Origin of the sequence: Streptacidiphilus sp. PB12-B1b, from assembly GCF_014084125.1 — a bacterium.
GTDB lineage: Bacteria > Actinomycetota > Actinomycetes > Streptomycetales > Streptomycetaceae > Streptacidiphilus.
The window spans coordinates 7,092,952-7,115,454 of record NZ_CP048405.1; the positions used below are offsets into that span (position 1 = coordinate 7,092,952).

At 73.2% G+C, this 22,503-nt stretch carries 22 protein-coding genes and 1 tRNA gene; 6 read left to right on the forward strand and 17 right to left on the reverse strand.

Features of this window, described 5'->3' with window-relative positions:
- Positions 1-9: 9 nt before the first annotated feature.
- The 7 genes from GXW83_RS30840 to GXW83_RS30870 all read right to left on the reverse strand — a co-directional run bounded on the left by GXW83_RS30840 (position 10) and on the right by GXW83_RS30870 (position 6,830).
- Positions 10-1,542, reverse strand: coding sequence for a penicillin-binding transpeptidase domain-containing protein (locus GXW83_RS30840; RefSeq protein ID WP_225447351.1), 1,533 nt, complete (start codon positions 1,540-1,542; stop codon positions 10-12).
- Positions 1,539-2,987, reverse strand: a complete 1,449-nt coding sequence (locus GXW83_RS30845) for an FtsW/RodA/SpoVE family cell cycle protein (protein WP_182446299.1) — start codon at positions 2,985-2,987, stop codon at positions 1,539-1,541. The genes GXW83_RS30840 and GXW83_RS30845 overlap by 4 nt, the downstream gene beginning before the upstream one ends.
- Positions 2,988-3,048: 61 nt before the next feature.
- Entirely contained in the window at positions 3,049-3,540 is a 492-nt protein-coding gene (locus GXW83_RS30850; protein ID WP_182446300.1) for a DUF1269 domain-containing protein, read from the reverse strand.
- Positions 3,541-3,666: 126 nt separating this feature from the next.
- Positions 3,667-5,139, reverse strand: a complete 1,473-nt coding sequence (locus GXW83_RS30855; RefSeq protein ID WP_225447352.1) for an ATP-binding protein — start codon at positions 5,137-5,139, stop codon at positions 3,667-3,669.
- 34 nt (positions 5,140-5,173) lie between these two features.
- Entirely contained in the window at positions 5,174-5,893 is a 720-nt protein-coding gene (locus GXW83_RS30860) for a response regulator transcription factor (RefSeq protein WP_182446301.1), read from the reverse strand.
- Between the two features lie 79 nt (positions 5,894-5,972).
- Positions 5,973-6,233: a hypothetical protein gene (locus GXW83_RS30865; RefSeq protein ID WP_225447353.1), complete on the reverse strand. Its 261-nt coding sequence runs from the start codon at positions 6,231-6,233 to the stop codon at positions 5,973-5,975.
- Between the two features lie 171 nt (positions 6,234-6,404).
- Entirely contained in the window at positions 6,405-6,830 is a 426-nt protein-coding gene (locus tag GXW83_RS30870) for a helix-turn-helix transcriptional regulator (RefSeq protein WP_182446302.1), read from the reverse strand.
- A gap of 275 nt (positions 6,831-7,105) precedes the next feature.
- Here GXW83_RS30870 and GXW83_RS30875 point away from each other — a divergent pair, with 275 nt between their 5' ends.
- The 4 genes from GXW83_RS30875 to GXW83_RS30890 all read left to right on the forward strand — a co-directional run bounded on the left by GXW83_RS30875 (position 7,106) and on the right by GXW83_RS30890 (position 10,641).
- Complete coding sequence (locus GXW83_RS30875) at positions 7,106-7,321, forward strand: hypothetical protein (RefSeq protein WP_182446303.1); 216 nt, start codon at positions 7,106-7,108, stop codon at positions 7,319-7,321.
- A gap of 87 nt (positions 7,322-7,408) precedes the next feature.
- A complete protein-coding gene (locus GXW83_RS30880) occupies positions 7,409-7,627 on the forward strand; it encodes a hypothetical protein (protein WP_182446304.1) in 219 nt (72 codons plus the stop codon).
- Positions 7,628-7,764: 137 nt separating this feature from the next.
- Positions 7,765-9,759 carry a hypothetical protein gene (locus GXW83_RS30885; RefSeq protein WP_225447354.1) on the forward strand — a complete coding sequence of 665 codons (1,995 nt, stop codon included), beginning with the start codon at positions 7,765-7,767 and terminating at the stop codon, positions 9,757-9,759.
- 183 nt (positions 9,760-9,942) lie between these two features.
- Positions 9,943-10,641, forward strand: coding sequence for a hypothetical protein (locus GXW83_RS30890; RefSeq protein ID WP_182446305.1), 699 nt, complete (start codon positions 9,943-9,945; stop codon positions 10,639-10,641).
- A gap of 94 nt (positions 10,642-10,735) precedes the next feature.
- On the opposite strand, the gene GXW83_RS30895 is transcribed toward GXW83_RS30890, so the two are convergent.
- Positions 10,736-11,404 carry a 1-acyl-sn-glycerol-3-phosphate acyltransferase gene (locus tag GXW83_RS30895; RefSeq protein ID WP_225447355.1) on the reverse strand — a complete coding sequence of 223 codons (669 nt, stop codon included), beginning with the start codon at positions 11,402-11,404 and terminating at the stop codon, positions 10,736-10,738.
- Between the two features lie 269 nt (positions 11,405-11,673).
- Here GXW83_RS30895 and GXW83_RS30900 point away from each other — a divergent pair, with 269 nt between their 5' ends.
- Positions 11,674-11,862 (forward strand): DUF5808 domain-containing protein, encoded by a 189-nt coding sequence (locus tag GXW83_RS30900; protein ID WP_182446307.1) that lies wholly within the window; start codon positions 11,674-11,676, stop codon positions 11,860-11,862.
- 151 nt (positions 11,863-12,013) lie between these two features.
- Here GXW83_RS30900 and GXW83_RS30905 read toward each other — a convergent pair.
- From GXW83_RS30905 to GXW83_RS30940, 8 genes are all read right to left on the reverse strand, one after another.
- A tRNA-Ala gene (locus GXW83_RS30905) sits at positions 12,014-12,090 on the reverse strand.
- Positions 12,091-12,172: 82 nt separating this feature from the next.
- The gene (locus GXW83_RS30910; RefSeq protein ID WP_182446308.1) at positions 12,173-13,216 is read right to left on the reverse strand and encodes a hypothetical protein; all 1,044 of its coding nucleotides are present in this window, start codon (positions 13,214-13,216) and stop codon (positions 12,173-12,175) included.
- Between the two features lie 133 nt (positions 13,217-13,349).
- Positions 13,350-13,970: a GNAT family N-acetyltransferase gene (locus GXW83_RS30915; protein WP_182447675.1), complete on the reverse strand. Its 621-nt coding sequence runs from the start codon at positions 13,968-13,970 to the stop codon at positions 13,350-13,352.
- Complete coding sequence (locus tag GXW83_RS30920; protein WP_182446309.1) at positions 13,967-14,509, reverse strand: molybdenum cofactor biosynthesis protein B; 543 nt, start codon at positions 14,507-14,509, stop codon at positions 13,967-13,969. Before GXW83_RS30920 ends, GXW83_RS30915 begins: the two co-directional genes overlap by 4 nt.
- Positions 14,506-14,943 carry a cyclic pyranopterin monophosphate synthase MoaC gene (gene moaC / locus GXW83_RS30925; protein ID WP_182447676.1) on the reverse strand — a complete coding sequence of 146 codons (438 nt, stop codon included), beginning with the start codon at positions 14,941-14,943 and terminating at the stop codon, positions 14,506-14,508. The genes GXW83_RS30920 and moaC overlap by 4 nt, the downstream gene beginning before the upstream one ends.
- A 153-nt stretch (positions 14,944-15,096) precedes the next feature.
- The gene (gene glp, locus GXW83_RS30930; protein ID WP_182446310.1) at positions 15,097-16,506 is read right to left on the reverse strand and encodes a gephyrin-like molybdotransferase Glp; all 1,410 of its coding nucleotides are present in this window, start codon (positions 16,504-16,506) and stop codon (positions 15,097-15,099) included.
- 149 nt (positions 16,507-16,655) lie between these two features.
- On the reverse strand, positions 16,656-17,648 hold the full coding sequence (locus GXW83_RS30935; protein WP_182446311.1) for a UTP--glucose-1-phosphate uridylyltransferase: 993 nt from the start codon (positions 17,646-17,648) through the stop codon (positions 16,656-16,658).
- 32 nt (positions 17,649-17,680) lie between these two features.
- Positions 17,681-18,559 (reverse strand): GGDEF domain-containing protein, encoded by an 879-nt coding sequence (locus tag GXW83_RS30940; protein ID WP_182446312.1) that lies wholly within the window; start codon positions 18,557-18,559, stop codon positions 17,681-17,683.
- A 96-nt stretch (positions 18,560-18,655) separates the two neighbouring features.
- On the opposite strand from GXW83_RS30940, the gene GXW83_RS30945 reads away from it, so the two are divergent.
- A complete protein-coding gene (locus tag GXW83_RS30945) occupies positions 18,656-19,258 on the forward strand; it encodes a 5-formyltetrahydrofolate cyclo-ligase (RefSeq protein WP_182446313.1) in 603 nt (200 codons plus the stop codon).
- 32 nt (positions 19,259-19,290) lie between these two features.
- On the opposite strand, the gene GXW83_RS30950 is transcribed toward GXW83_RS30945, so the two are convergent.
- Positions 19,291-22,185: a penicillin acylase family protein gene (locus GXW83_RS30950; protein WP_182446314.1), complete on the reverse strand. Its 2,895-nt coding sequence runs from the start codon at positions 22,183-22,185 to the stop codon at positions 19,291-19,293.
- Positions 22,186-22,503: the final 318 nt, after the last annotated feature.

Consider the following 22,503-nt stretch of genomic DNA (forward strand, 5'->3'; position numbering starts at 1 on the left):
GTCCGATCATCAACCGTTGAGTACAGCCTGCATCACCGCTCGGGCCACCGGCGCGGCCAGTCCGCCGCCGCTGACGTCGGCCCGGTCGGCGTTGCTGTCCTCGACCACCACGGCCACCGCCACCGGCGCCACCGCCGCCCCGCTCGGCCGGGCGAAGGAGACGAACCACGCGTACGGAGTACCGGCGTTGTTGACACCGTTCTGGGCGGTGCCGGTCTTGCCGCCGACGGTCACGCCCGGGATGGCGGCGTTGCCGCCGGTGCCCAGCGGGTCGGTGACCACGCCCACCATCATCTGCTGCAGCTCGGCGGCGACGTCCGCCGAGACCGGGTGCGAGAAGACCCTGGGGTGGTAGGTCTGCACGGCGGTGCCGTCGGACCGGGTCAGCGAACTGACCAGCTGCGGCTGCATCAGCGTGCCGTTGTCGGCGATGGCCGCCGCCACCTCGGCCATCTGCAGCGGGGTGGCCGCCGTGTCGTACTGCCCGATCGAGGACAGCGCCAGGTACGCCTGGCCGGTCAGCCCGGTCGGGAAGACGCTGCGGGACACCCCGACCGGGATCACCTGGCCGGTCTGGTTGAAGCCGTACGCCTGGGCCATCCGCACCATGCCGGCCTCGCCGACGTCGACGCCGAGCTTGCCGTAGACGGTGTTGCAGGAGACCTCCAGCGCGACCCGCAGGGTGGCGTCCCGGCAGGGGTCGGAGGCGCTCTCGTTGACGAGGGGCACGGTGGTGTCGGCGGGCGTGTACGGGTCGGGCGAGTCGGTCGGCACGTCGATGCCGCTGTAGACGCCCTTGGCCAGCCCGGCCGAGGCGGTGACCAGCTTGAAGGTGGAGCCCGGCGGATAGGTCTGCCGCAGCGCCCGGTTCAGCATCGGCTGGGTCGGGTCGGCGGTCAGGCCGTTCCAGGCGGCGGTCACCGCCGGGCCGGTCCCGGCGACGCTGCCCGGGTTGTACGAGGGGGTGCTGACCAGGGCCAGGATCCGGCCGGTGGCGGGCTCGATCGCGGCCACCGCGCCGCGCTTGCCGCCCAGCCCGGCGAAGGCGGCCCGCTGGGCCCTGGCGTTGATGGTGGTGATCACCTTGCCGCCGGGCACCTGCTCCCGGGTGACGGCGTTCAGCAGCGGGTACACCGGCAGCCGGCTGTCCGTCCCGGAGAGCACGCCGTCCTCGACGCCCTCCAGCAGGGTGTTGCCGTAGGTCTGCGAGGACAGGCCCGTGACCGGCGCGTACAGCGGGCCGTCGGTGTAGGTGCGGACGTAGTCGAAGCTGCCGCCGGTGGCCCGGGAGCCGGTGACCGGGCTGCCGCCGACGACGATGTCGCCGCGCGGCTGCGCGTAGCGGGCCAGCACCGCGCGCTGGTTGGCCTGGCTGTCGTTGTAGTGCGGGGCCTGGACGACCTGCACCAGGGTGAGGTTCACCAGCAGCGCCACCACCAGCAGCAGGCAGAACAGCCCGGCCCGGCGTGCGGTCCGGGCCAGGGTCAGCCGTACCGCGCCCGCCGGGGGCTGCTCCTCTCGGCCGCGACCGAACGGACTCATACCTTGGGCACTCCCTGGGTCGGTGCGTCCGCGCCGGGCGGTGCAGTGGGCCGCGGTTCCCCGGGCGGCCGCGGGGGCCCGGGGAGCGGCGGGTCCTCGGGCGGCGGGGCGGGCGGCAGCTCGGGCCGCCGGGCGGCGTCGCTGGTGCGGATCAGCAGCGCCACCAGCACCCAGTTGGTGACCAGCGAGGAGCCGCCCTGCGCCAGGAACGGCATGGTCATCCCGGTCAGCGGGATGAGGTCGGTGACGCCGCCGGTGACCACGAACACCTGCAGCGCCAGCAGCGAGGCCAGGCCGATCGAGAGCAGCCGTCCGAACGGGTCGCGCAGCATGATCCCGGCCCGGTAGCCGCGCACCACCAGCACCGCGTACGCCAGCAGCAGCGCCGCCAGGCCGGCCAGCCCCAGCTCCTCGCCGAAGGTGGCCAGGATCCAGTCGGACTTCACCGCGAAGCCGATCAGGTACGAGTGGCCCTGGCCCAGGCCGGTGCCCAGCAGTCCCCCGGCGGCGAAGGCGAACAGCGACTGGGCGAGCTGCCCGGGGCCCTGGTCCAGGCCGATGCTGCGCATGGGGTCGAGCCAGTCCACGAAGCGGCTGTGCACGTGCGGCTCGAACAGCGCGACCGGGACGACCGCGGCGGCCACCAGGATCAGCCCGACCGCGATCCAGCCGGTCCGCCCGGTGGCCACGTACAGCATGATCACGAACATGCCGAAGAAGATCAGCGAGGTGCCGAGGTCCTGCTCCAGGAACAGCACGCCCGAGCTGACCAGCCAGACCACCAGGATCGGGCCCAGATCCCGGCCACGCGGCAGCTCGATCCGCCAGATCCGGCGGCCGGTCAGCGCCAGCGCGTCCCGGTTGACGGCCAGGTAGGAGGCGAAGAACACCGCCAGCGCGATCTTGGCGATCTCGCCGGGCTGGAAGGAGAGCGGCCCGGCCTTGATCCAGATCTTGGCCCCGTACACGGCCGGCAGGAACACCGGGACGATCATCAGGACGATGGCGAAGAAGGCGCACACGTAGCCGTAGCGCTGCAGCACCCGGTAGTCCCGCAGGAACAGCACCACCGCGATGAACAGCACCCCGCCCAGCGCCGACCAGAGCAGCTGGGAGGGGGCGGAGGAGGTGGCCGTGGCCCGGTCGAGCCGGTAGATGACGACCAGGCCGAGGCCGTTGAGCAGTACCGCCAGCGGCAGCAGCAGCGGATCGGCCCAGCGCGCCCGCAGCCGTACGGCCAGGTGCGCCAGCAGGGCCAGGACGCCCAGCCCGGCCGTGTACCTGACGGTGTCGGCGGGCACCCGGCCGTCGATGGCGTAGCCGGTGTCGGCGTAGCCGAAGGCGGCGATCAGCACCGCGGCGACGACCAGCAGCAGTTCCGTCGTCCGGCGGGTGGGCACCCGGGGCTGCGGGGGCGCGGCTGCGGGCGCGGTCGCTGCGGCCATCTCGTCCTCGCGCGGCGGTCGGGGCGGGTGGGGCGGGTCGGTGCGGTCCTGCCCGCCGGGCTCAGGACTGGGCGGCCCGGACGGCCTCGCGCAGGTGGGCCTCGGCCTCGTCGCTCAGCGAGGTCTGGATCAGCTGGCCGCCGAAGGGGGCGACCTGCGGGATGACCTTCTCCGGGACGGACTGCTGGACCAGCACGAACAGGGCGGCCGCGCCGGGGGTGAGGTGCTCGCCGACCCTGCGCATGAAGTCGTTGTCCACGCCGTAGTCCTGGGCGGAGCCGACGGCCGCGCCGGCCGCGCCGCCGATGGCCGCACCGAGGAACGGCATCAGGAAGATCAGCCCGATGAGGCCGCCCCAGAGCGCGCCCCCGGCCGCGCCGACGCCGGTGGTGCTGACCGCCTGGTGCAGCTTGACCTTGCCGTCCTCCCGGCGTTCGACCACGACGGCGTCCTCGACCTGGATCAGCTTCTGCTTCTGCAGGTCCCCGAGCAGGGCACGGACCTTCTCGGCGGTGGCGACATCCGGATAGGCGACGGCGATCAGGTTGCTCATGGCGTTCCTTCCCTCGACGGCACGTACGGCCCGCTGAACGGCCGACAGAGCCGCACCGCCCCCGGAGGGGCGGGCGCGGCGGCTGCCGACCGTTCGCCAGGCCGTACCGGGAAATCTAGCCGGAAATCAACCTCTTGTCCGATTTGTCGGTCGGCGTGTCGGCGCGGCCGGGTCCACCGGGTCGGTGCGCAGGGTGAAGCCGATCTCGGCACCGCCGCCGGGGCGGTTGTGGGCGAAGGCCCGGCCGCCGTGGCTCTCCGCGACCTCGCGCACGATGGACAGGCCGAGGCCCGAGCCGGGCAGGCTGCGGGCCCGGGTGGCCCGGTAGAACCGGTTGAACACCCGGTCCAGGTCGGCCTCGTCGATGCCGGGGCCGCGGTCCAGCACGGCGACCCGCCCGGCGTCCACGGTGAGCAGGATCTGGCTGTCGCCGGGGGCGAACTTGGCGGCGTTCTCGACCAGGTTGCTCAGCGCCCGTTGCAGCGCCTGCGGCCGGGCGGTCACCGGCGAGGGCCGGGCGACCACCACGATCTCCCGGCCGGTGCGGCGGCGGGCCAGCTCGGCCACCCGCTCGGCCAGGGCGTCCAGCTGCACCTCGGTCGGCTCCTCGGCCTCGCGCCGGTCGGCGGCCAGTTCCACCAGCTCGTTGACCAGCACGGTCAGCTCGCGGGTCTCGGTCGCCAGGTCCTCCAGCAGGCCGTCGCGGGACTCCGGCGGCAGCTGGTCGAGCCGGGGCAGGGCGGCGATGTTGGTGCGCAGCGAGGTCAGCGGGGTGCGCAGCTCGTGCCCGGCGTCCTGGACCAGGCGGCGCTGGTCGTCCTTGGAGCGGGCCAGCCGGCCGAGCATGTCGTCGAAGGCCCGCCCGAGCCGTCCGATCTCGTCGGCGCCGCGCCGGGGCACGTCCACGTCCAGCTGGCCGGTGGAGGCGACGTGCTCGGCCGCGCCGGTGAGGCTGACCAGCCGCCGGGTGATCCGCCCGGCCAGCCACCAGCCGGACGCCCCGGCCAGCAGCACCACCACCCCGGCCAGCTCGGCGATGCGGTGCAGCAGCGCCTCCAGCAACTGGTCGGTGTCGGTGAGCAGCTGGCTGAGCTGCACCGCCCCGCGACCGCCGCCCAGCGAGACGGTCACCACCCGGTAGTGGCTGCCCGCGGTCACCTCGGTGATGGTGTGGTCGTGCCCGGCCGTCCGCGCCCTGGCGTACGCGATGTCGGTGGCGCTGACCGGCAGCCGGTCGGTGTTGGCGGTGTCCAGCACCTGCCCGGTCGGGCCGAGCACCTGGATGCCGATGTCGCCGGACTGGATCAGCGTGTCCCGCAGGTTGTTGCCCTTGGTCGGCAGGAAGCTGGCGGGCTTCAGCGTGTTGCCCTCGACCGAGGAGCGCAGGCTGTTCAGCGAGTCGGTGAAGTCGCTGGTGCGGTCGCGCCGGATCATGCTCGCCGCGGAGTCGTACCCCAGGCCCCCGACCAGCACCGCGACCAGCGCGGCCACCCCGGCGAAGGCCACCGCGAAGCGCACCCGGAGCCCGCCGGAGGGCCCCTGGCGCAGCGCCCGGCTCACGGCCGCCGGCGACAGCAGGCGCCACGGCACCCGGCTCACGGTTCGCGTCCCACTCGGTCTGCGCCCACCGGTGCTACGGCTCCCGCAGCGAGTAGCCGACCCCGCGGACCGTGTGGATCAGCGCCGGGGCGTCCGGCAGCTCCAGCTTGCGGCGCAGGTAGCCGATGTACACGGCGAGGTTCTTCGATCCCGGGCCGAAGTCGTAGCCCCAGATCCGGTCGTAGACCGTGCTGTGGTCGAGCACGATCCCGGCGTTGCGGGCCAGCAGTTCCAGCAGGTCGTACTCGGTGCGGGAGAGGGCGATCTCGGTGCCCTGCCGCCACACCCGGCGGGCGGTGGGGTCGATCCGCAGGTCGCCGACCTCGATCAGGCCGTCGGCCGGATGCGCCGCCTGGGTGGACGGCGGGTCGGCCGGCACCGGGACCGGCAGGGCGCGGCGCAGCAGCGCGCGCAGCCGCGCCAGCAGCTCGTCCGTCTCGAACGGCTTCACCATGTAGTCGTCCGCGCCCGCGTCCAGCCCGGCCACCCGGTCGGAGGTCTCCACCCGGGCGGTCAGCATCAGGATCGGGGTGCGGTCGTTCTCGGCGCGCAGCACGCTGCACACGGCGAGGCCGTCGATGCCGGGCATCATCACGTCCAGGACGATGGCGTCCGGGCGGTCCCGATGGATCGCGGCGAGTGCCTGGATACCGTCGGCGACGGCGGTCACCTGGTACCCCTCCAGGGTCAGCAGGCGCACCAGGGAATCGCGGATGGCCCGGTCGTCCTCGGCCAGAAGTACTGTCGACGTCACGGTGCTGATTCTCTCCGTCGTGCATGAGAGCGCGGTAAGAGCGCGCCTCCATTGTCACCGACGGCGGCGGGACGGGAGGTCAGCCGGTGTAGACGGTGAGCACCGCGCCGTCCACCTCCACGCTGCTGGTGCCGTCCAGCTCGCCCCGGCGCAGCGCGGCCAGGCAGCGGCGGAACAGCAGCATCTCCTCCCCGTCCAGGACGGCCGCGGCGAGGTGCAGCACCTCGGCGAGGTTGGCGTCGGTGAGTTCGGCCGGAAGCTCCCCGGAGAGCAGGACGACGGATTCGCCGCTGCTGCCCCGGACGACGGCAGTGGTGGGGCTTCCCTGTACGACCAGCACATGTCCCCCTGGTCCGCGGGGCGGCGTGCGGCTCACCCGCCCCTCCCTTGCGGGCTTGCAGTACGAACAAGCTAGCCGCAGCCACCCGTACAGGCGCGGGAGTGCCGGGATATTCGCCCCATCCGGTCATTCTGGGGCGGATCGGGAACCCGAACGGGCAGGGGTGGCGTCCTACTCTGCCGCTTGCGAACGTCCGTCCTGATCGCCGCGGACGCCGGCGCCCTTGCCGAGCAGCGACTCGACCAGGGCGGCGACATGGCGGCGGTCGTCCACTGAGAGCTTCTGCAGGCTGGCGATGAGCACGTCCACCTCGGGGTCGGCGGCCGGGCGGCCGCCCTCGGCCGGGGCGGGGCCGGCCGCGTACAGGTGGATGCCGCACGCCTCGGCGGCGGCCCGGCGGACGGCGTCCAGCGGCAGCTCGAGCCCCCGGGCGAGGCCCTCCAGGGTCGCGGGCTGCGGCATTCTGACCAGTCGTTCGCTGGTGGCGAGGTGGTGCACGGTGGATCGGGGGATGTCGCCGCGGCGGGCGACCTCGCCGTAGGACCAGCCCTCCCGGTCCAACCGCTCTCTCATCAGTTGCTGCAGCGCGTTGGACACCTGGCTGACGCCTCCTGTCGCCGCCGGGTCGGCGGGCTCCGAGGGGACGATTCTACGGCGATCACCGGTTTCGGCACCGCCCCGACCCCCCTCACCTGCCGATTTCTCTCTGTTGCCGTCCCGTTACAGAACGTCGTGGGCAAACCCCTTGCGGGCCGCGATCCGGGCCGACTAGTGTCCAATCTCGTTGGACAAGCCGTCCGACCGGATTGGACGACTGGGGGATCCCTTGGGTCGTCCGACCGCACCCGTCCATTCCTCAGGGGGAATCGACCGTGCTTGACATCAACGAGCTGAACGCCGAATCGGCCGAGCTGCTCCCCGGCCGCGAGGCCCTCGGCAAGCTGCAGTTCAGCTTCGCCAAGACCGTGAACGTCACCAGCCACGTGGCCAACGTCTCGGCGCACAACACCTCCACCGCCGACAACTTCGGCTCGCTGGGCGCGACCGCCCAGTCGGACGCCGGTCAGTCGATCAGCATCCACCAGTAGCACCCCCGCGCTGCCACAGCCGTACCACCGCACCTGCAGCACCTCGTACCACCACAACTCCGTACCACCACCACGAAAGGCACTGCCATGAGCATGGACATGCACGAGCTCGACGCCGAGTCCGCCGAGCTGCTCCCCGGCCGCGAGGCCCTGGGCAAGCTGAAGTTCAGCTTCACCAAGACCGTCAACGTCACCCAGCACGTCGCCAACGTCTCGGCGCACAACACCTCCAGCGCCAACAACTTCGGCTCGCTGGGCGCCACCGCCCAGTCCGAGGCCGACCAGGCGATCAGCATCAGCCAGTAGCAGCCGCAGCAACAGCAGTACCCGCGCACACCTGCGTTCGGGGTGCGGGCCGCGCCTGGGGAGGGAGCGGCCCGCACTCGGGGGCCAGGGGCCGGGGATGTCGAAGGGCCGCGTCAACGGGGGGAAGGGCAGCACAGATGACCGTGAGCGTGGAGCCGGGGGCACTCGTCCCCGGTCCGGGGGGCTTCGCCACCTCCTACGAGCAGTACACGCAGATCACCGGGTACGACGAGTTCACCGCGTACGACCCGTACGACACCCCCGTCCCGGTCCCGGTCTCGGCCCCGATCCCGGTCCCGGCGCCGGTCCCGGCCCAGTCCTCGGGGCCGGGAGCGGCGCCGCACTTCCCGGTGCCCCGGCTGAGCGCCGGGCTGAAGCTGCACGGCGAGTACCAGGGGTCCGGCTTCAACGAGCCCAAGTACATCGCCCGACGGGGCGACGGCCAGGTGGTGCAGCTCTCCCGGCTGCTCCACCTGGTCGCCGCCGCGATCGACGGCTCCAGCGACACCGAGACCGTCGCGCACCGCGTCAGCGGCCTGTACGGGCGCGAGGTCAGCGAGGAGAACATCGCCTACCTCGTCGAGCAGAAGCTCACTCCGCTCGGTGTCACGGTGCCCTACGACCAGGAGGGCGACGAGGCGGTCGAGGCCCCACGCTCCGACCTGCTGCTCGCCCTCAAGGGCCACCGGGTGCTGTTCGACCAGCGCCGGGTGAACCGGATCGGGCGCTCGCTGGCCTGGCTGCACCGGCCGGCGGTGGTGGTGGCGGTGCTGGCGGCCATGGCGGCGCTGGACGTCTGGCTGTTCTGCTTCCACGGCGCGATGACCCCGGTCCTGGAGGTGCTGAACCAGCCGGTGCTGCTGCTGGTGGTGTTCGCGCTGACGGTGGCCTCGCTGGTGTTCCACGAGTTCGGGCACGCCTCCGCCTGCCGCTACGGCGGCGCGAAACCGGGCTGCATCGGCTGCGGCCTGTTCCTGATCTGGCCCTCCATGTACACCGACGTCACCGACGTCTACCGGATCGGCCGCGGCGGGCGCATCCGGACCGACCTCGGCGGCGTCTACTTCAACGTCGTCTTCATGCTCGGCATGGCCGGGTGTTACTTCCTGACCGGCCAACAGTTCTTCCTCAGCGCCGTCTACCTGGGGCACTTCGAGGTGCTGGAGCAGCTGATGCCCGCCGTCCGGCTGGACGGCTACTACATCCTCGGCGACCTGGCCGGGGTGCCCGACCTCTTCGGCAAGATCAGGCCGATCCTGCTCAGTGCCGTCCCCGGCCGACCGGTCCGGCCGGAGGTGGCCGACCTCAAGCGCTCCGCCCGCGTGGTCATCACCATCTGGGTGATGACCATGGTGCCGCTGCTGCTGGGCGACCTCGGCTACGCGCTGTGGAACCTGCCCCGGATACTCGCCACCGGCGTCCGCTCGCTCACCACCCAACTGAGCGGCACTGCTTCGGCGTTCGCCGCCGGCCATCTGGCCACCGGGCTGGTCGGGGTGCTCGGCAGCTTCATGCTGATCTGCCCGCTGGCCGGCATGGCCTACCTGTCCGTGCGGCTCGGCGGACGGCTGCTGCGGACCGCCCTGCGCGGCACCAGCGGCAGCCCTCGGCTGCGGGCCGCGTTCTGCGTACTGGCCATCGCCGGGGCCGCCGCCCTGGGCAGCGCCTGGGTCAGCGGCATCACGCCCAAGCCGCTGCCGCCGCAGCCGCCGATCGTGCCGGTGCTGCAGCCGGGCGTGCCCACCACCGAACCGCCGCAGACGCATGCCCCGACCGGGGCCGCGCCGAGCACCGGCCCCACCGCCGGAGCCCGGCCGACCTCCCGGCCCGGCGGCGCGCCCGTGCCCGTGCCGGGCCTGACGCCGTCCGCCACCGCCGGGACGGCGACCAGCGTGCCCGCACCGGCGGCGCCGCAGAACAGCGGACCGGCCAGCCCGGCCGCGGCGGCGAGCACGCCCCACAGCGCTCCGCCCTCCTCCGCGCAGGACTCGTCCAAGCCCTCCACCACGCCCAGCGGGACTCCCTCGGCGGCGAGTTCGACTCCCCCGGCGTCCACCACGACGCCGCCGAGCACGCTCCCGCCCGCCAGCTCAGCCCCGCCGTCCACAGCCGCCGCGCCCAAGGCGACCTGACCGGACGGGTCGTCCCGGGCGACCACGCACACCGCCGGGTACCGCCGTACCCGGAACCGCACCGCACCGCACCGCACCGCACCGCCTGCACAGGCTTTACCGCGCACGCCTCGTACCGCACCGCCTGCCGGACGTCGCCGCGCCCGGCGCCACCGCGTTCGACCTCACTTCGGGAGCCACACCGTGAACCTCAACCAGCACCGCAGAGCGACGCCGCGCACCGGGCCCGCGCGCCGGGCCCTGCGCCTCGGCATGCTCGCCACCGCCGGGCTGACCGTGGTCGCCACCGCCGCCAGTGCGGAGGCCGCCACCACCTCGCACGTCAGCCACGGGGTGGCGGTGGCCGACAACACCGTGTTCAGCCTGGCCAACCCGGGCCACCCCAGCCAGTTCCAGGACGCCTTCACCGTGCACCAGTACGGCGCGCTGTACGACGCCAGCGCCGTCAACCAGGCCCAGGCGCAGGCGTGGGCCTGCTCCGCGGCCTCCCCCTGCCGCTCGGTGGCGCTCTCCTTCCAGATCATCACCATGGCCGGGGAGAACATCCACCTCAACGCGCAGAACACCAGCCACGCGGCCGACCACGACTGCGCAGGCTGCCAGACCCTGGCCGGGGCCTGGCAGTTCATCGTCTCGACGCCGGAGCCGTTCACCCTTAGTGCCGCCGCACAGCGCCAACTCGCCGACGTGCACCGCAGCCTGGACGCCCTGGGCCGGTCCACCGCGCCGGTCACCGCCGTCCAGCAGCAGGCGGACGCGCTGGCCGCACAGGTGGAGTCCATCCTCAAGGCCGCCGCGGCGACCGCGCCCAAGGGGCCGGGGGTGAACGCGCTCGCGGCGCACGCCCCGGTCGTCACCGTGCACCGGATGCTCACCGGCTGACCGGCCGCCCGGTGACCGCAGGGCCGGACGGCAGCCAGCCGTCCGGCCCGCTCGGCTGCGCCGGGCACGGACGGCGCGGGGACGGGGCCGTCGGCTAGGCGGTGATGGCGTGCTCGTTGTAGGCGTCCACCCGGGGCTGCTCGGAGAGCGCGTGGATGGCGTCCATGATCTCGTCGGTGACCGCACGGCGGACCGGGCCGACGGGGGTGGCGCCGATGCGGTCGGAGAAGTCCAGCGGCTCGCCGAAGCGGATGGTCACCCGGCGGATGCGCGGCAGCAGCGTACCGATGGGCTGGATCTGCTCGGTGCCCTCCAGCGCGACCGGCACCACCGGCGCGCCCGACGCCAGCGCCAGCCAGGCCACCCCGGTCCGCCCCCGGTAGAGCCGGCCGTCGCGGGAGCGGGTGCCCTCCGGATAGATGCCGAAGGCCCTGCCGGACTTCAGCACCTCCAGCCCCGTGTCCAGCGCCGCCTGCGCCGCCCGGTGCGTCCCGCGCTGCACCGGGACCGAGTCCATGGCCGCGAAGAACGCCTTGACCAGTCGGCCCTTGAGTCCCTTCCCGGTGAAGTACTCGGCCTTGGCCAGGAACACCACCGGACGCGGGGCCAGCAGCGGGATCACCGCGCTGTCGATGGCCGCCAGGTGGTTGCTGGCGATGATCACCGCACCCCGCTTCGGCACGTTCTCCCGCCCCAGGACGACCGGCCGGTAGATCAGCCGCGCCAGCGGAGACAGCAGGAACTTGGCAACGGCCTGCGACACGGTTACCTCCTGGTACGGCTGACGGCGAGCATGGATCATACGACACCCGCCACCCTGCCCTGACGATCCCTCACCCCAGCGGGTACCTCATCGGCATGAATGGAATGACCCCCCACACCTGGCCCCCACACCCGGCCGGCGCTCGTGACCGGCTCGCTGCTCGGCCTCGGCATCGATCCGAGGCGGTCGGCTGAGCCGGCGCTCGGCGGTTGCGTGCACTGCGGGCAGAGGTACCCTGTCGGGGGCGGATACGGCTCGAGGAGGCGGCAGTGAACCGGGACGACGATGATCGTTGCTGGAAGCTCGGCCAGTTCTACTTCAACAAGGACGACCGCCGCATCCTGGTGCCGAAGAAGTTCGGGTTCGGGCGCACGCTCAACTTCGCCCACCCCGTCTCCTGGCTCTTGTTCGCGGCGCCGATCGTCATCGGGGTGATCGCCGCGGCCAACAAGGGCTGATCGCAGATGTGGTCCCCGCTCCCAGGTCCGGCCGGGCAGCACGGCGAGGGCGCCGACCAGGCCGCAGATGGGCATCGCCCGCTCCGTGCCTGCTCGAAGCATAAAAGGCCCCGTGTGACCAGAATCTTTTCTGGTCACACGGGGCCTTCGTTGGTGGAGCTGAGGGGATTCGAACCCCTGGCCCCCTCGATGCGAACGAGGTGCGCTACCGGACTGCGCCACAGCCCCAACGAGAAGAAACTCTATCAGGTCCGAGGGGGTGGTCGTGCACGGTCGGAGCGCAGGTCCGGGCCCTGCGGCCCGGTGCGGGTCACTCGTTGGCGGCGCGGGGGCGCGGGTCGTCCTCGGCGTACTGGTCGAAGAGCGGGGTGGACGGCGGGCGCGGGGCCGGGCGCGCGGGGGCGGTGTCGGCGGGCGGCGGGGTGACCGCGCGGCCGGCGCTCCAGGTGTCCGGGCCGCCGAGGTCCAGGCCGCTGGTGCGGCGCGGGGCGACCGGGGCGGTGACATACGTCGGCAGCGGTACCGGGACCGGATCCCAGGAGCCCGGCTCGGCCTCCTCCGGGCTCTCCTGGGTGGCGTCCGCCCACTCGTCCGGGTCGGCGGCCTCGACCAGGACGCCGGGGTCGGCCGCGCCGCGACCACCCGGATGCGTGAACTCGGCGTGCGTGAAGTCCCCGTGCGCGTAGTCGGCGTGCGGGAGGTCGGCCGGGCGAGGGGTGGCGGACGCGGGCTCGGCGGCGGGCGGCTCGGCGTGCCGGTGGTCGCGCTCGCGCTCCCGCTCGCGCAGCCGCTGGGCGGCCTCGGCGGAGCGGCGGCGGTCGAGCTTGACCTCGAACCGCCGGCGCTCCTGGCGGCGCAGGTGCGAGATGTAGAGCGAGAACAGCACGGCGGGGACGGCCGGAACCCACAGCAGGCCGACTCCGCCGACGGCGGCGGTGACCATGCCCGCGGTGAAGGCCGCGAACAGCAGGATCACCATCCGGCGGCGGCGGGCCAGCAGCGCCGCCCGGCGCTGCGACTCCGGGGCGCGCGCGGAGGTGTTGCCGGAAGTGTGGGCCGAGGTGTTGCCGGAAGTGTGGGCCGAGGCGTTGCCGGTGGTGTGGGCGGGCGGGGGCGGCGGCGCGGCCGGGGAGGAGGCGGGTGCGTCCGACGGTTCGGCCTGCTGCTCGCCCTCCAGGCTGCGGGAGGCGCGGCGCTCGAGGCCCGCACGCCCGGACAGCAGGCGAATGGCAGTGCTGAAACGTTCGGTGGGGCGCGCCTCGTTGAGCTCGTCCTGCCTGCGGAGCCACATCGGCACCAGGTAGGCAGCCCAGGCCCCCACGATCACCGCGTAGATGAGGCCACTACTGCTCACGCTTCACACCGTACGGGCGCAAGGGAACACCGCGCGGCAATTTCGGCCGGTGTGTCGCGCACTCACGCTCATCTCACCCTATTTTTGTCGCTTTGAGCGACACAACGCCGACCGCTTCGAACAGGCGGGGCAATCAGTGGTCGAGGTGCTGGCTGACGTTGCGCCAGCGGCGCAGCATGCCCTCGGGGACCTCGTCCGCCGTCAGCGCGTACACCAGGTGGTCCCGCCAGCCTCCGTCGATGTGGAGGTAGCGCGGGCGCAGCCCCTCCTCGCGGAAGCCCAGCTTCTCCACCACCCGGCGGCTGGGGCCGTTCTCCGGGCGGATGCACACCTCGATCCGGTGCATGCCGAGGCTGCGGAAGCAGTGGTCCACGGCCAGGGCCATGGCGGTCGGGATGATCCCGCGCCCGGCGACCGCCTCGTCCACCCAGTAGCCGATGTTGGCGGAGCACATCGAGCCCCAGGTGATGCCGCCGACGGTGAGCTGGCCGACCAGCTCGCCCCGGTAGGTGACGACGAAGGGCAGCATCCGGCCCTCCCGCGCCTCGGAGCGCAGGAAGGAGACCATCTGCCGGTAGGTGGGGCGCGGGCCGGACGGGCGGCCGGGGGCGGCCGGGGGCACGGTGGCCTCCCAGCGCCGCAGCCAGTCCCGGTTGCGGGCGCTGACCTGCTGCCAGTCGCGGCGGTCGCGGACCTTGATGGGGCGTAGCCCCACCGGGCCCTCCCCCAGCTCGACCGGCCAGAAGGCGTTCAGTGCGGGCCTCCCGGGGCGCGGTGGCCGGGTGCGGCCGGGGCCGGGGGGCCGTCCGGACGGGGGTGGTCGCCGCCGCGCACCTGGTCGACGGCGTGGGCGAGCAGCGGGGCGAGCACGGCCAGGCCGTCCCTGACGCCGCCGCTGGAGCCGGGCAGGTTGACGATCAGCGTGGTCCCGGCCAGGCCGGACAGACCCCGGGAGAGCGCGGCGGTCGGCACCCCGCCGGCCCGGCCGTGGGCGCGGACGGCCTCGGCGATGCCGGGCACGGGCCGGTCGATGACGCGGGCGGTCATCTCGGGGGTGAGGTCCATCGGGCTGATCCCGGTGCCGCCGGTGGTCAGCACCACGTCGTAGCCCTCGGCCACGGCGGCGCGCAGCGCCTCGGCCACCGGCTCGCCGTCGGGCACGACCACCGGCCCCTGGACGCTGAAGCCCAGCTCGCGCAGGCCGTCGGCGAGCAGCGGACCGCCCCGGTCGGCGTACACCCCGGCGTGGGCGCGGTTGGAGACGGTGAGCACGAAGCCCCGGCGGTCGCTCACCGGCCCTCCTCGCGGTGCCAGTCGCCGCTCTTGCCGCCGGTCTTGGACTCGACCTGGACGGCCTCGATCCGGGCGGCCTTGTCGACCGCCTTGACCATGTCGATCACGGTGAGCCCGGCGACGGCGACCGCCGTCAGCGCCTCCATCTCCACGCCGGTGCGGTCGGCGGTGCGGACGGTCGCGGCGATCTCGACGGCCTCGTCGGTGACGTCGAGCTCCACGGTCACCCCGGAGATCCCGATGGGGTGGCACAGCGGGATCAGGTCGGGGGTGCGTTTGGCCCCCATGATCCCGGCGATCCGGGCGACGGAGAGCGCGTCGCCCTTGGGCACGCCCTCGCCCCGGAGCAGCTCCACCACGCGCGGCGAGACCACGACGCGGCCGGTGGCGCGGGCGGTGCGGACGGTGGCGGCCTTCTCGGAGACGTCGACCATGCGGGCAGCCCCGGTCGCGTCCACGTGGGTCAGCCCGTCGCCCTGTGCGGTACTCAACGTCTCGTCTCCTGCTGTGGCCGGTGCCGGTGCGGGCACAGGCTATCGCTGCGCGCGCGGCGCGTCAGATCTGCTGCGCGCCGGATCGTCCGCGCGTCAGACCGTTCCGTCCCCCGGGAGCGGGTCGAGCAGGACCACCTCGACCAGGGTGCCCGCCTCGACCGCGGTGTCGTCCTCGTCCACCACGATCAGCGCGTTGGCCTGGGCCAGCGGGCCGACCAGGTGCGATCCCGCGCCGCCGACCGGGCCGACGCTGCCCGGCTCGCCGTCGTGGCCCGCGTGGTAGCGGCCCCGGGCGAACTGCCGGCGTCCGGCCGGCGAGGTCAGCGACTCGGTCAGCCGGGCCCGGACGACGGTGCGGTGGACCGGCTCCACACCCATCATGGCGCGGATCGCCGGCCTGACGAACAGTTCGAACGAGAGGTAGGCGCTGACCGGGTTGCCCGGCAGCGCGAACAGCGGCACGGTGCCCTCGAGCAGTCCGAAGCCCTGCGGCTTGCCGGGCTGCATGCGCAGTCTGCGGAAGGAGATCTCGCCCAGCGGGGCCTTGCCGTCGACCGGCGACAGCGCCTCCTTGACCACGTCGTACGCGCCGACGCTGACGCCGCCGCTGGTGACGATGGCGTCGGCGCGGATCAGCTGGTCCTCGATCACCTCACGCAGCCGCTCGGCGTCGTCCGGCACGCCGCCGACCCGGTAGGCGATGGCGCCCGCCTCCCGCGCGGCAGCGGTCAGCGCGAAGCTGTTGGAGTCGGGGATCTGCCCGGGGCCGGCCTGCGTGCCCGGCTGGACCAGCTCGCTGCCGGTGGACAGCACCACCACCCGCGGCCGGGGCCGGATCTTGACGCTGTCCAGGCCGATCGCCGCCAGCAGCCCGATCTGCGCCGGACCCAGCCGGGTGCCCGCCGGGAGCACGACCTGGCCTGCGGTGATGTCGTCGCCCTGGCGGCGGATGAACGCCCCGGGCTCGGCCGGGCGGAAGATCCGCACCTCGCCGGAGGCGCCCTCAGGGTCGCTGCCGACCGGTGCCATGGAGTCGGCGGCCCGGTCGCCGCCGCTGCCGCCGTCGGTCCACTCGACCGGGACGACCGCCTCCGCGCCGGGGGGCAGCGGCGCGCCGGTCATGATCCGGGCGCACTGCCCCGGGCCGACCACGGGCAGTTCGGCGGCCCCGGCCGCGATGTCGCCGACGACGGTCAGCACCGAGGGGTACTGCTCGGTGGCGCCGGCCAGGTCGGCGGCGCGTACCGCGTAGCCGTCCATGGAGCTGTTGTCGAACGGCGGCACATGGCCCGGGGCGGTGATCGGCTCGACGGTCAGGCAGCCCTGCGCCTCCAGCAGCTGCAGTTCCAGCGGGGGGAGCGGGCCGACCGTCCGGAGGATGGAGTCCAGGTGCTCGTCCACCGACCAGCTGCGCTCGGCGGCAGCGTCGGCGGCGCCGGGGTCCGGCCGGTCGGCCCGGTCCGGACCGGCGGCCGGGCCGTCGCTGTGCCTGTGATCGCTCACTGCTCCCCCTGCTGTCGTGCCTCGGTCGCCGGACGGCGGTCAGCCGCCGTCCCAGCTGCTGCCCGCTGTCCAGCACGCTACTCGGCGAGGGCCCCCTCGGGCGCGGCAGCCGCGAGCGGCTCGCCGTCGGGCTTGGCTCCCGGCTTGGCTTACGGCTTGGCGGCTGCGGGCTTGCCGGCCTCCAGCGGGAGGCCGTCCAGCGGGGTGCCGTCCAGCTCGCCGCTGCCGACGAAGTCCTTGAGCCAGGCGCGGAAGTCCGGGCCCAGGTCCTCGCGCTCGCACGCCAGCCGGACGATGGCGCGCAGGTAGTCGCCCCGGTCGCCGGTGTCGTAGCGGCGTCCCTTGAAGATCACGCCGTGCACCGGGCCGCCGCGGCCGGGGGTGCGCTGCGCCAGGACCCGCAGGGCGTCGGTGAGCTGGATCTCGCCGTGCAGGCCGGGCGCGGTGTCGTGCAGCACCTCGAACACGCTCGGGTCCAGCACGTAGCGGCCGATCACCGCGAAGCTGCTGGGCGCCTCGCCGGGGGCGGGCTTCTCCACCAGGTCGGTGATCCGGACGATCTCGTCGTCGCCGCCGAGGGTGCCGTGCCACTCGGCGGGCCGCACGGCCGCGCAGCCGTACAGGTGCGCCTGCGAGGGCTCGACCTCGATCAGCGCGACGACGCTGCCGCCCAGCTCGCTCTGGACCTCGATCATCTTGGCCAACAGCGGGTCGCGCGGGTCGATCAGGTCGTCGCCGAGGAGCACCGCGAAGGGCTGGTCGGCGACGTGCGGCTCGGCGCAGAGCACCGCGTGGCCGAGGCCCTTGGGGTCGCCCTGGCGCACGTAGTGCATGGTGGCGAGGTCGCTGGACTCGCGGACCCGGTCCAGCTTGGTCTGGTCGCCCTTGCGGATCAGCAGCTCTTCGAGCTCGTACGCACGGTCGAAGTGGTCCTCCAGCGGACGCTTGTTCCGACCGGTGATCATCAGGACGTCGGTGAGGCCGGCCGAGGCCGCCTCCTCCACGACGTACTGGATCGCGGGCTTGTCCACGACCGGAAGCATTTCCTTGGGAGTGGCCTTGGTCGCCGGGAGGAACCGGGTGCCCAGACCGGCGGCGGGGATCACAGCCTTGGTGATCTGGCGCGAACGAGCATTCGTCATGCCGAAGACTGTAACCGCCCGCCACCCGTGCTTCAGACCTGCCCCTGGGTTTTTCGCGGCCGCTCACAGCCCTCTGCCAGGGTCATGTGAACCTCCTGTGACATGGGCGTTTCCCGGACGTCCGGGAGCCCCTGCGCCCGGGCCGCCGCCCGCGCGCCCTCCCGCGCCAGCGCCAGCGCCCGGTCCGCGGCGCGCAGCAGCAGCGCTGCGTGGGTGCCGTCGCGCGGCAGCGAGGCGACGCCGACGGTGGCGCGCAGGCCGTTCCCGGCGGCGGTCGCGGCGGCGGCCGGGAGGGGCCCCGGGGCGGCCGCCGGTTCAGCGGCCGGTTCAGCAGCCGGTTCCGGGGCTTCTGGGGCGGACGGGACGGCGGGGAGCGGGAGCACGTGGCGGCGGACGGTCCAGCGGAGCCGCTCGGCGGCGTGCTCCGCGCCGTCCGCGTCGGTGTCCGGCAGCAGCACCAGGAACTCCTCGCCGCCGTACCGGCCGAAGATGTCGGACTGCCGGAACTCCATGGCCAGCCGCTGCGCCAGATCCCGCAGCACCACGCCGCCGCGCTGGTGCCCGTGGACCCGCCGGATCTCGTCGAAGCCCTCGATCTCCAGCAGCAGCAGCGCGAACCGGCCGCCCGGCCCCGCCCCGGGCCGGTGCGGGTGGCGCAGGCAGCGGGCGATCTCGCGGTCCAGGGAGAGCTGCAGGTAGCGGTAGTTCCAGACGCCGGTGAGCGGATCTGTGTACGAGGTGCGCTCCAGCTCGGCGCGGGCCGCCCGGAGCTCCTCGACGTCCCGGCGCAGGCCGCCCTCGCGGACGGCGGCGGACGCCCGCGCCCGGCGCAGCGCGCGCAGCAGCAGCGCGGCGGCGAGGAGCGCGGGGAGGCAGAGGGCGGCGAGGATGTCGTAGAGCTGCGCCATCATGTCTGCTTCTCCTCCGACCGGTAGTCGTCCCCCTGGCCGCTGGTCCGCACGGCCGCCGGTCCACTGACGCCCAGGCACGAAAGGCCCGCCCATCCGATGGTGAACGACAAGGCATCACTGCGGTCACGCCTGCTCTCGGCACGCGCCGCGCTGTCACCCGAGCAGCGGCAGCAGGCCGCCGGGGCCCTGGCCGAGCACGCGCTGGGCCTGCTGCCCGCGCTCTCCCCCGGGGGGACGCCCGACGGGGAGCCGCCGGTGGTGGCCGGATACGTGTCGGTGGGAGCGGAGCCCGGCACCCGCGCGCTGCTGGACGCGCTGCGCGCGCGGGGCGTGCGGGTGCTGCTGCCGGTGCTGCTGCCCGACAACGATCTGGACTGGGGCGCCTACGCGGGCGCGGAGGGCCTGGTGAAGGCCGGGCGCGGGCTGCTGGAGCCGGGGGGCGCGCGGCTCGGCCCGGACGCCGTCTGCGCGGCCGGGCTGGTGCTGCTGCCGGGGCTGGCCGTGGACCGGCGCGGCCTGCGGCTGGGGCGCGGCGGCGGCAGCTACGACCGGGTCCTGGCCCGGCTCGCCCGCGCGGGCTCGGCGGCCCGGCTGGCGACGCTGCTGTACGACGCCGAGCTGGTGGAGGACGTCCCCGCCGAGCCGCACGACCGTCCGGTCGACGCGGCGGTGACGCCCTCCGGCGTGCACTGGTTCTGACGCCTCGCAGTGGCCTGCGGCGCCGTCCGGCGCTACTGGCCGCTCGGGGCGGGCGTCAGGGTGAGCGTGTCCACGGCTTCCGCCTGCACCGCGCTCTTGGTGTAGGGCCAGGTCAGCAGCTGGCCGTTGGCCCACATCGCGGTCTGGTCGTTGTAGTGCGGATCGTAGGGCTGGCCGGAGGCGCCGCCGATATTGATCCACTCCGAGTCGTTCAGGTTGCTCAGGTCGACCACCATCCGCATCGACGGCGCCCAGTCCACCTGGAACCCGGCCGAGGCGTTCCAGCCGGTCGCGTCCACCGCCGAGCTGCCGCCGTTCAGCTGGTACGGACCCCGGTCGAGCAGGGTGTGCTCCAGGCCGGAGAGCAGCGAGGTGTTGTCCGTGCCGAGGGTGGACTCGTTCAGCGTGAGCGTGTGGATGCGGCCCCAGCTCCAGGTGGTCATGGACTTGCCCATCAGCGAGGTGAGCTGCATCCGGGCGTCCTTCATCGCCTCGGCGAGCAGGTTGTCCCTGCCGTTGACCTGCTGGCCGTTGTTGTAGGTGTACGACCACCAGCTGCTGTCGGGCTGCGTCAGCAGGTTGCTGACGGCGGTCATCCACTGGTCACCGCCGTCCGGCTGGGCCTGGTCGGGGGCGCGGGTGCCGCAGGTGCTGACCAGCTTGGTCGGGCCGTTCAGGCCGTCCGCCGGGACGTTGCTGTTCTGCGGCTGCGCCACGCAGTCGGTGGTGGCCCGCACGGACGCGGGGAACTTCTCGTCGAACGCCAGGTGCAGCAGGTTGCTCCAGACCGCGTTGTAGTACGCGGCGGCGGCCGAGCCCGAGTCCTGGTCGTAGTCCCAGTTCTTCAGCAGCGCCTGCGCGTCGGTGTAGTACGAGCCGCCGCTGAGCTTCACCTTGAGCAGGTACGGCACCAGGGTCTTGGCCATCACGCTGGTGTCGTCCATCTGGATGGTGGACATGTCGTCCGGCGAGATCTTGCCGCCGCCCGCGGTCTTGGACTGGATCAGGCTGGTGATCTGCTGGGCGCGGATGCCGTAGTCCCAGTCCTGGGTCAGCAGGTACGGGTAGCTGCTGTCCGCCACTTCCTGGTTGGCCGCGACGATGTATCCGGCGGCGGGGTTTTCCACATAGGGCAGCGCCGCGGCGGGGATGTATCCCTTCCACTGGTACGCGGAGTTCCAGCCCGGCTCCGGATAGGTGCCGTTGTCGCCGTTGGCGCGTACCGGGATGCGTCCGGTGGCCGTGTATCCGATGTTGCCCGAGGCCCCGCTGTCGTCCGCGTAGACCATGTTCTGGCCGGGCACGTCGAAGTCGGCGGCGGCGGCCCGGAACTGGGTGAAGTCGGTGGCCCGGTCCAGCTCGAAGACCGCGTCCATGGTCCTGCCCGGCGTCAGCGCCGTCCACTTGAGCGCGATGGCGTAGCCGCTGCCGCGCGGCGGGGCGGTGCCGTCGACCGGGGCGCTCTGGCCCACCGCCTGTTCCTCGGCGTCGTGGTCGGAGATGATCGGCATGCCGTCGGTGGTGCTGCGCACGGTGATCGACTGGTCGGGGCCGCCGGCCACCTTGATGGTCACGTTCCGGGTGACGAAGGTCCGGTTCTGGTTGTCGTACGCATAGGTGTCGGGACCGGTCACCTGCTCCAGGTAGAGGTCCTGGACGTCGGCGCCCAGGTTGGTGAAGCCCCAGGAGACGGTCTGGTTGTGGCCGATCACCACGCCCGGCACGGCCGGGAAGCTGAAGCCGGTGACGTCGAACGGGCAGGCCGAGTTCACCGTGTCGCAGTGCAGGCCGATCTGCTCCCAGACCGACGGCAGCCCGGGGGTCAGGTGCGGGTCGTCGGCGAGCAGCGGCTTGCCGGAGGTGGTGTACCTACCGGAGACCACCCACGAGTTGGAGCCGATGCCCTGGCCGGGCTCGCCCAGCATGGACGGGACGCTGTCGAGGTTGGCGGCCAGCTGCGTCGCCGCGCCGCTGAGGCCCTGCACCGCACCGGCGTTGGCGCTGCTGTTGCTGCCGGTGGTCGAGGTCTTCGTGCCGGTTTTGGTGGCGCCCTTGGTGGTCGTGGTCGTCGTGGTCGCGGCGTCGTCGGTCGCGGTCGTGGACGAGCCGGTGCCCGCCCCGCTGTTCGCCCCGCTGTTCGCCCCGGTGCCGTCGGCCGGGTGGTAGACGGCCTTGCTGAGGTCCCCGGAGTCGGAGACGGTGCCGGTGGCCACGATGGTGCCGTTGGCGGCCGGGTACGCCGGGTAGAGCTGGGCGATCTGCGCGGGCGTGAGGTTCTGCGACAGCAGCGAACGGTCGATCTCCTGCTGCATGTTGCCGCTGAGGTCCCAGGCCATGCCCTTCAGCCAGGTCAGCGAGTCCACCGGCGTCCAGGGGGCGGGCGTGTAGCCGCTGTGGCTGGCCCCGAGCATGGCGTACTCCACCGAGGCCCCGGCGCCGCCCGGGTGCTGCTTCAACCAGGCGTTGACGCCGGCCGAGAAGTCCTGCAGGTAGGACTTGGTGGCCTGGTCGAGCTGGGTGGCGTACTCGTTCTGGGCCACGCCGGTCCAGTCCATGGTCTGGATGAAGGCGTCGCTCTGGACGTTGGCGTTGTCCTTGCCCGCGCCGAACATCGAGGCCAGCGTGCCCTCGGTGATGTGCCGGTCGACGTCCATCTGCCAGAAGCGGTCCTGGGCCTGGACGTAGCCCTGCGCGGTGAAGAGGTCCGCGGCGCTGTTCGCGTAGATCTGCGGGATGCCCTGATTGTCCCTGACCACGCTGACCTGGCCCTGCAGGCCCGCGAGTTGAAGCGTTCCGGTGGTCTGCGGGAAGGAGGCGCGGACCGTGCGAACGCCGTACCAGCCTCCGCCGACGGCGCCCGCCACCACCAGGATCACCAGCAGGATCACCAGCAACCGGAAACGGCGGAATTTCTTGGTGCGGGGCATCAGGGTCCTTGTGAGGCAGGGGCTCGTCCGCCGCCGTGCAGTGCGGCGGGGCCGACGCTAACACCTGAAGCCCGGACGCTGCGGACTGGTCCCCGGCTTGGGCGGCTTCTGCGGGGCTCTTTCCGGGCATCTCCGGGGCATCTTCCGGGCATTTCCGCGGGATCTGCGGAGCATCTCCGGGGCGGTGGCCGAGCACCCTCCGAGCTGGTGACGGCGCTGCGATGACCCTCTGCGGGACGGTCGTCACCGATCGTGCGGTCCGGATCGGGCACGGGAGCCGCAGCTCACACCCGCCACAGTGGACTATCGCCCAGGAAT

Bases quoted from the DNA above. Each gene is read 5' to 3' on its own strand.
- GXW83_RS30935 (WP_182446311.1), bottom strand. From the start codon at position 17,648: ATGACGAATGCTCGTTCGCGCCAGATCACCAAGGCTGTGATCCCCGCC.
- GXW83_RS30940 (WP_182446312.1), bottom strand. From the start codon at position 18,559: ATGATGGCGCAGCTCTACGACATCCTCGCCGCCCTCTGCCTCCCCGCG.
- GXW83_RS30880 (WP_182446304.1), top strand. From the start codon at position 7,409: ATGAGCATGGACATGCACGAGCTCGACGCCGAGTCCGCCGAGCTGCTC.
- GXW83_RS30840 (WP_225447351.1), bottom strand. From the start codon at position 1,542: ATGAGTCCGTTCGGTCGCGGCCGAGAGGAGCAGCCCCCGGCGGGCGCG.
- GXW83_RS30850 (WP_182446300.1), bottom strand. From the start codon at position 3,540: ATGAGCAACCTGATCGCCGTCGCCTATCCGGATGTCGCCACCGCCGAG.
- GXW83_RS30950 (WP_182446314.1), bottom strand. From the start codon at position 22,185: ATGCCCCGCACCAAGAAATTCCGCCGTTTCCGGTTGCTGGTGATCCTG.
- GXW83_RS30945 (WP_182446313.1), top strand. From the start codon at position 18,656: ATGGTGAACGACAAGGCATCACTGCGGTCACGCCTGCTCTCGGCACGC.
- moaC (WP_182447676.1), bottom strand. From the start codon at position 14,943: ATGGTCGACGTCTCCGAGAAGGCCGCCACCGTCCGCACCGCCCGCGCC.
- GXW83_RS30845 (WP_182446299.1), bottom strand. From the start codon at position 2,987: ATGGCCGCAGCGACCGCGCCCGCAGCCGCGCCCCCGCAGCCCCGGGTG.
- GXW83_RS30885 (WP_225447354.1), top strand. From the start codon at position 7,765: ATGACCGTGAGCGTGGAGCCGGGGGCACTCGTCCCCGGTCCGGGGGGC.